Raw genomic sequence first — 6,103 nt, 5'->3', positions numbered from 1 at the left:
TTTCCTATTGATAACCAGCCGCTTGTAAGAGAAACAATTTAGCATAACGTCCTCCTAGCTGTAACAGTTCTTCGTGAGTTCCTTGTTCTATAACTTCGCCGTTTTCTATAACTAGAATTTTGTCAGCCATTCGTACCGTCGAGAAGCGATGGGAAATCAAAAGTACCATCTGATTTTTAGTAATAGCGCGAAAATGATTGAAAATCTCAAACTCAGCTTGGGCATCTATTGCTGATGTTGGTTCATCTAACACCAAGATATCTGCTTGCGATCGCATAAAAGCACGAGAAAGAGCAATTTTTTGCCACTGTCCCCCAGAAAGTTCTTGTCCTCCCTTAAACCAACGACCAAGTTGAGTTTGAAAGCTTTGGGGTAATTGGTCAATAAAAGATTGGGCCATGCCTTTTTCAGCAGCAGTTTTCCACTGTGTTTTGCTTTCGAGATGTTCTACATCGCCCACGCCAATATTCTCCCCCACAGTGAACTGGTAGCGGACAAAGTTCTGAAAAATCACACCAACACGACGACGTAACACATCCACATCCCATTCCTGCAAATCCAAGCCATCTAAGAAAATTCGCCCAGAGTCCGGCGTATAGAGTCGGGTAAGTAGTTTGATTAAAGTAGTCTTACCGGAACCGTTTTCACCCACAATCGCCAGTTTCTCTTTGGGTTTCAGATGCAGCGAAATATTTCTCAATGCTGGCTTGGAACTTCCCGGATAAGTAAATGAGACATTCTCAAAACGGATACCATCTTGGGGATTTAAACCAATGGTTGCCTTACCCCAAGACTTTGGCACTTCTTCTTCTAGGAAATCGTAGAGATTTGATAAATATAGGTTGTCCTCATACATCCCTCCAATAGAGGTAAGGGCATTTGAGAAAGTAGACTGTCCTTGACGAAATACGGTGAGATACATAGTCATATCTCCCAAAGAAATCTTACCTAGCACTGTTTCCAACACAATCCAAGCATAAGCTAGGTAAAAAGCACCTGTACTGACTAAACCCAGGAGATATCCCCACAATCCTCGCCGCAGAGTTAAATCGCGGTCTTCGCCATAGAGTTGTTCAAATAGGCTGCGATAACGTCCTAACAGCATTTCTCCTAACTGGTAGAGTTTGACTTCTGTGACAAAATCTTCTCTTGCTAATAGATTTTCTAAGTAGTGCTGTTGACGAGTTTCTGCCGCCCGCCAACTAAACAAGCGAAAGGCTTCTCCAGCAAATTTCGTCTCTGCAATAAATACAGGCATCGCTGCCAAAATCAGTACTACCACCGCCCAAACTGAGAAATTTACTAGCAAAATCCCGTAGGTAATTAGGGAAAGGGCATTTTGCACCAACCCAAAGGTGCGGTTTACTAAAGAAAGGGGACGAACTGATGCTTCTCGTCGGGCATTGGTCAATTTGTCATAAAATTCTGAATCTTCAAACTGCCTAAGATCCAGTGTCAGCGCCTTTTCTAAGATGAGTACATTTACTCGCTGACCCATTAGCGCCCGCAATAACGACTGACAAATAATGATGCCCCGTTGACTACCTGCTAGTAAAATTACAGCGATCGCTTCTAATCCTACATAAAATAGTGAAGGATAAATGTTGACAAAACCATTACTTTGTGAGTTAACTTGAGAGGCAAGTACCACTGCATCCACAATTAACTTACTAATGTAGGATATCGCCGCCGGTAAAAGACCAGCCACCAAAGTTAAACTAGCCAGAAAAATAGTAAGCGATCGGCTAGTAGTCCATACTAAGTTTACAGCCCGTCCACTGTAGCGGAAAACCGTCAATGATTGGCGTAAGATATTTCTTTTTTTTTAATTTTCATCTTTTTTGCGCGAGACACCCCAGTTTGGGCGGATCTACCTAACTCTATATTAATCTTTATAAATTTTACATTTTTATCAGAATGTTGGCTGAAAACCCCGAAGTTGAAACCTAAAAACTAGTTTTGTAGGGTGTGTTATGGCGTAGGCTAACGCACTAGGGTGTTAACTTTGTACCATTTTATGACCAGAGCCGTTAGACTGCAAAATCTTCAAGCTTTAAGTAGTTGGACAGGATTAATTACACAGAATATTGTGCGAAAAGCATTGATCAACCATAAATTAGGTGTGTAAATAAATTAGTACATCTACTTATCTAAGACTTTTTTGCTTAGTGATCTGTGAGCCTTGAAATCTTTCTAAGTAAACTTCTAAGACAGAGCGTCATCTGATTCTGTTACCATATCTGCTATTGCTTGTTCAGAAGCTCTATACAGATGGATGCTATTTTTGATGACTTCAGAAATCGTTTCCCGTTCTGATAGTAGCTTCTTAGGGATAGGAAGTGTTAAGAGCGCCGATTCAATAAATCTTGGATAGTGTCCACCTTCTTGCGATGCTTTAAGCACCTCTTGAATCTTGCTAGAGAGCAGAAATGGTACTAAAAAAGCTATGGGACGATCGTCAATTGGACGTAAGACAAAAAACTCCGTGGAGCAAAGAATTCGAGTATTTTGAGTATTAGGTATCTCCTTATCGACAAATGCTACTTGACGTAAATATGGTCTAAGTCGAGAAATAATAACGTCTCCAGCTATTACTTCCTTCTTGGCACTACCAATTTTTATACCCATTACTGGTCGTTTTCTGCCGATGACAATACCTTCTCGAATATCGGATGTATCAAGTACCAAACATTCTCCAATTTCAGTAGAGGGCTGAACCATTTTTCTAAAGGAAATAACAATTTCACCAAGTTCAATTACTTCATCTCCTTGTGTATCCAATTTTCTTCTGGGATCGTATCTTTCCGGGGCGAGAATTACTGGTGAAGCAAGACATGCCCTTGACCTAATTGAGATTAAAGCCATATCTAATCCTTAAAGTTAATATTTTCTTGTCTTAAGAATCTTGTGAAATTCTCCGTTATTTCTGAAAAATCATGATCTATAGTATCCCAAGCATCACCCATTTCTAATGCAGACTCGCACAAAATAAATTGTCCTTTGGAGTTTTTTCCATCCTTCTCACTAATTGCGAAAAATATATTGTAGTCTGGCGAAATCTTCATTGAAGGATGATTTTTTTGAAGAAACAAAATACTAGCCTTCTGATGAGTGTGAGGAAGAAAAGTATGTCTTCCTAATCCTATCACTGCGAGAATTCTTGCCTTTTTTAAAACCCATTCTCGCAAAAAATCAAATGAGTTACCTGCAAATTTATTGTGAGGCAAAACAATAGCTAAACGGCCACCAGGCTTCAAAAGCTCAAGACACCGTTCGATAAACAAGACATCTCTTTCAACTCGATATTTTTTATTTGCGAGAGTATAGCAATCCAAAAAATGCTTCTCTCTAATTTCACCGGCAAAAGGAGGGTTTGTAAGAATAACATCAAAACCTTTATGTCGCTTTATTCGACTGCGGCATATATCCTCTATAGTGAGATTCGGTTCGTCTGTATTATTGAACAACCCAACCATTTCAGGTTTCAATAAACTATTAAGCCGAATAATATTACTGTTTCCATCTCCTGCAAGCACCATTAAAGCTTTAGCAACTCGTATAGCTCTGGCATCAATATCGAAACCCCATAGCTTCTCACCACAGAAATTCTGAAGTTCCTCTACACTATCCAATCTCTCATTTCTTCTAACAAAACTCAGTGCATGAAGAAGAAATCCACCTGAACCACAAGCTGGATCTAGAACCGTTTCAGATGAAGCTGGCTGTAAAATTCTTACACACAACTCAACTACATGTCTTGGAGTAAAGTATTGTCCTTTAGCACCTTTGGCAGACTTAGCAACTATAAATTCAAAGAAACTATCAATAACGTCAAGGCTATCGTTTGAGATGTTGTGTTTTGAAATAGCATCTACACAAATAGCAAGGTGTTCAGGCGTAAGTCTTGGCTTAACGTCATCAAGCACTCCAGACCATTCCTTTTCAGCTTGCTGCATGAGTTTAGCTATAGCCTCAAACGTAACTTCATCAGTGCTATGGCAATGAAATCTTGATTGCTGACTTCGTTCATCCCATAGTTTTGCTATAAGTAACTTAAAAACCTCTTCAAATTCATCTTCGCCAGAATTAGCAAGAACAAGTTCCTCCATGTGGAGAAATAACGATTCGAGATTCCCTTTTTGATTGTGATGCCTCTTAGCCATACTTACTCCTTTAATCCCTACTGAGTATTGCTTGAAATAGGATGACTGTCAAGACATCAGACACTAGTCTGGAAATATGCGATTTTGGCTTATTTTTTAAGGGCGAAGATTATCTAGTCTGGAAGAAGATTAAATCTTTTACGTTCCACGCATACCCTGAACTCGCATATTTCTTGTTAAATGTCATCTGCTCATGATCCTCTTTATATTGAGTTTATTGCTCGCCTTCGTAATGCACGAAAGAGGCAAAGTCTCTCGCAGCAACAGCTTGGGGAAAAATTGGGTAAGGATCAAACCTTTATCTCAAAGGTAGAAACCTGTGAGAGACGAATTGATGTGATCGAAGCGGCTAAGTGGTGTGCTGCTTTGGGTCTTCACTTAGAGGATGTCCTCCCTTCCGAAATAAACAAGAAAATCCAGAAGGAAGAGGAGTAGATATGATCAATCGTATATCAAGTGATGATTTAGCTGAATTAAAAGAGCAGCTTAAGCCTTTGATAGGACAACGCTTCCGAAGCCTAAGTTTACCCATAGTAGCAATTGCTGCATTTGAAGTTGATGAGTTAATTGAAATAGACGAGAATGAATTTCAAAATGAAGAGCGAGATTAATCGAGATTAATATTGCTTCACCAGACTCAATCGGGATCAGTCTAACAAACGCATACACCGGATGGATTAGAGGCTTTTAGCTTCGTTTTAATATTGTTTGCCGCCGGTGATGCTAGCCGTTATACGTCGTTATAATAGCTCCAGAGGGTGCAATTGCACAGGTCAAAGTAGGGCGATCGCCTATCCCCGTAGGCGGGGTTGACAACAGGAAACCCAGCATCACTTTTCTTTGGCAGTACAAACTAGAAGCCAGATTGCACTTGAAGCTGCAACCGTGGATGCGATCGCAAGGCTAAAATGAGAGAGCGATCGCTTAATTCACAGGTTGCAAAATTTTTCTCCCACCGAATCCCCAAAAAAGATCCTCAACAAAATCGAAGGAATAGAGGATGGCAATATTGTTCGTCTTCAGCCGTCGAGCTTTGAAGAGCCTGATGATTTTGAATAAACATTGAGTACTGACTTTTACACAAAGGCTTTCAAATAGCTGCTGTCTATTTTTTTAGCTCTGCTGACCTCTAAGCTATAATTAGTGGGCATATATGTCTGCTTTTAGTATGTGGAGTACCCGATGAACACTCGCCTAGAAGTTGAATCAGCAATCAAGCAATTATCAGAGGATGAAGTTCGCAATCTGGCAAAATGGCTTCAAGAATATCTCGATGAGATGTGGGATCGGAAAATCGAAGTGGACTTAGCATCAGGAAAATTAGATCGTCTCATTGCTCAAGCAGAGGAGGACATTGCAGCAAACAACGTGAAGGATCTCGATGAAGTCCTTTGCGACGGCTGATTTTTGGAAAGCGTATGCCGAGTTGTCACCTGAGATGCAAGAGCAAGTGCGGAAAGCTTATCAACTTTGGCAGGAAAATTCACTTCATCCCTCGTTGCGTTTCAAAAAAGTTGGTAAAAACCTTTGGTCTGCCCGTGTCAGTGGTGGGTATCGAGCATTAGCTTTGAAAAAGGGCGACGATTATTATTGGATTTGGATCGGCGATCATGATGAATATGAGAGTTTTTTGAACTAGCCCGTTGCGACAAGCCAGCTAACAACGCAGTGGAGCAGACGGTACAGAGACTTCGCGCTACGTTCTAGTCTACTCGATGCCGCTCACTTTAGCCGTTATACGTCGTTATACATATAGCTCCAGAGGGTGCAATTGCACAGGTCAAAGTAGTTGCCCAGAAGAGGGACTGATAGCGAATTTGACCCTGGATTTGTCAACCCCACAATCTCCTACCGACTTTCCCACTTAATTTTTGGTGAGTATCTGCCAATAAAGCTGGAATATCTAACTTTTCTGGGCATCGAGGCAAACAGTCACCGCA

At 40.7% G+C, this 6,103-nt stretch carries 7 protein-coding genes; 4 read left to right on the top strand and 3 right to left on the bottom strand.

Annotated features, from left to right (window positions below; all coding sequences use genetic code 11):
* Positions 1-4 precede the first annotated feature (4 nt).
* The 3 genes from HWQ37_RS31670 to HWQ37_RS31660 form a co-directional block, all read right to left on the bottom strand.
* On the bottom strand, positions 5-1,798 hold the full coding sequence (locus HWQ37_RS31670; RefSeq protein WP_292754818.1) for an ABC transporter ATP-binding protein: 1,794 nt from the start codon (positions 1,796-1,798) through the stop codon (positions 5-7).
* A gap of 407 nt (positions 1,799-2,205) precedes the next feature.
* Positions 2,206-2,865: a hypothetical protein gene (locus tag HWQ37_RS31665; RefSeq protein ID WP_292754816.1), complete on the bottom strand. Its 660-nt coding sequence runs from the start codon at positions 2,863-2,865 to the stop codon at positions 2,206-2,208.
* A 2-nt stretch (positions 2,866-2,867) separates the two neighbouring features.
* Positions 2,868-4,163, bottom strand: coding sequence for an HsdM family class I SAM-dependent methyltransferase (locus HWQ37_RS31660; RefSeq protein WP_292754813.1), 1,296 nt, complete (start codon positions 4,161-4,163; stop codon positions 2,868-2,870).
* 180 nt (positions 4,164-4,343) lie between these two features.
* Between HWQ37_RS31660 and HWQ37_RS31655 the strand changes: the two genes are divergently transcribed.
* The 4 genes from HWQ37_RS31655 (at position 4,344) to HWQ37_RS31640 (ending at position 5,802) form a co-directional block, all read left to right on the top strand.
* The gene (locus HWQ37_RS31655; RefSeq protein ID WP_292754810.1) at positions 4,344-4,598 is read left to right on the top strand and encodes a helix-turn-helix domain-containing protein; all 255 of its coding nucleotides are present in this window, start codon (positions 4,344-4,346) and stop codon (positions 4,596-4,598) included.
* A 2-nt stretch (positions 4,599-4,600) separates the two neighbouring features.
* The gene (locus tag HWQ37_RS31650) at positions 4,601-4,774 is read left to right on the top strand and encodes a hypothetical protein (RefSeq protein WP_292754808.1); all 174 of its coding nucleotides are present in this window, start codon (positions 4,601-4,603) and stop codon (positions 4,772-4,774) included.
* A gap of 571 nt (positions 4,775-5,345) precedes the next feature.
* Positions 5,346-5,567, top strand: coding sequence for a hypothetical protein (locus HWQ37_RS31645; protein ID WP_292754806.1), 222 nt, complete (start codon positions 5,346-5,348; stop codon positions 5,565-5,567).
* The gene (locus HWQ37_RS31640; RefSeq protein ID WP_292754804.1) at positions 5,545-5,802 is read left to right on the top strand and encodes a type II toxin-antitoxin system RelE family toxin; all 258 of its coding nucleotides are present in this window, start codon (positions 5,545-5,547) and stop codon (positions 5,800-5,802) included. Before HWQ37_RS31645 ends, HWQ37_RS31640 begins: the two co-directional genes overlap by 23 nt.
* Positions 5,803-6,103: the final 301 nt, after the last annotated feature.

Origin of the sequence: Nostoc sp. NMS4, from assembly GCF_017115095.1 — a bacterium.
In the GTDB taxonomy this organism is placed as follows: Bacteria; Cyanobacteriota; Cyanobacteriia; order Cyanobacteriales; family Nostocaceae; genus Nostoc.
The sequence above is the reverse complement of the archived record's forward strand: the minus strand, read 5'-3'. Positions and strand labels throughout refer to the sequence as shown.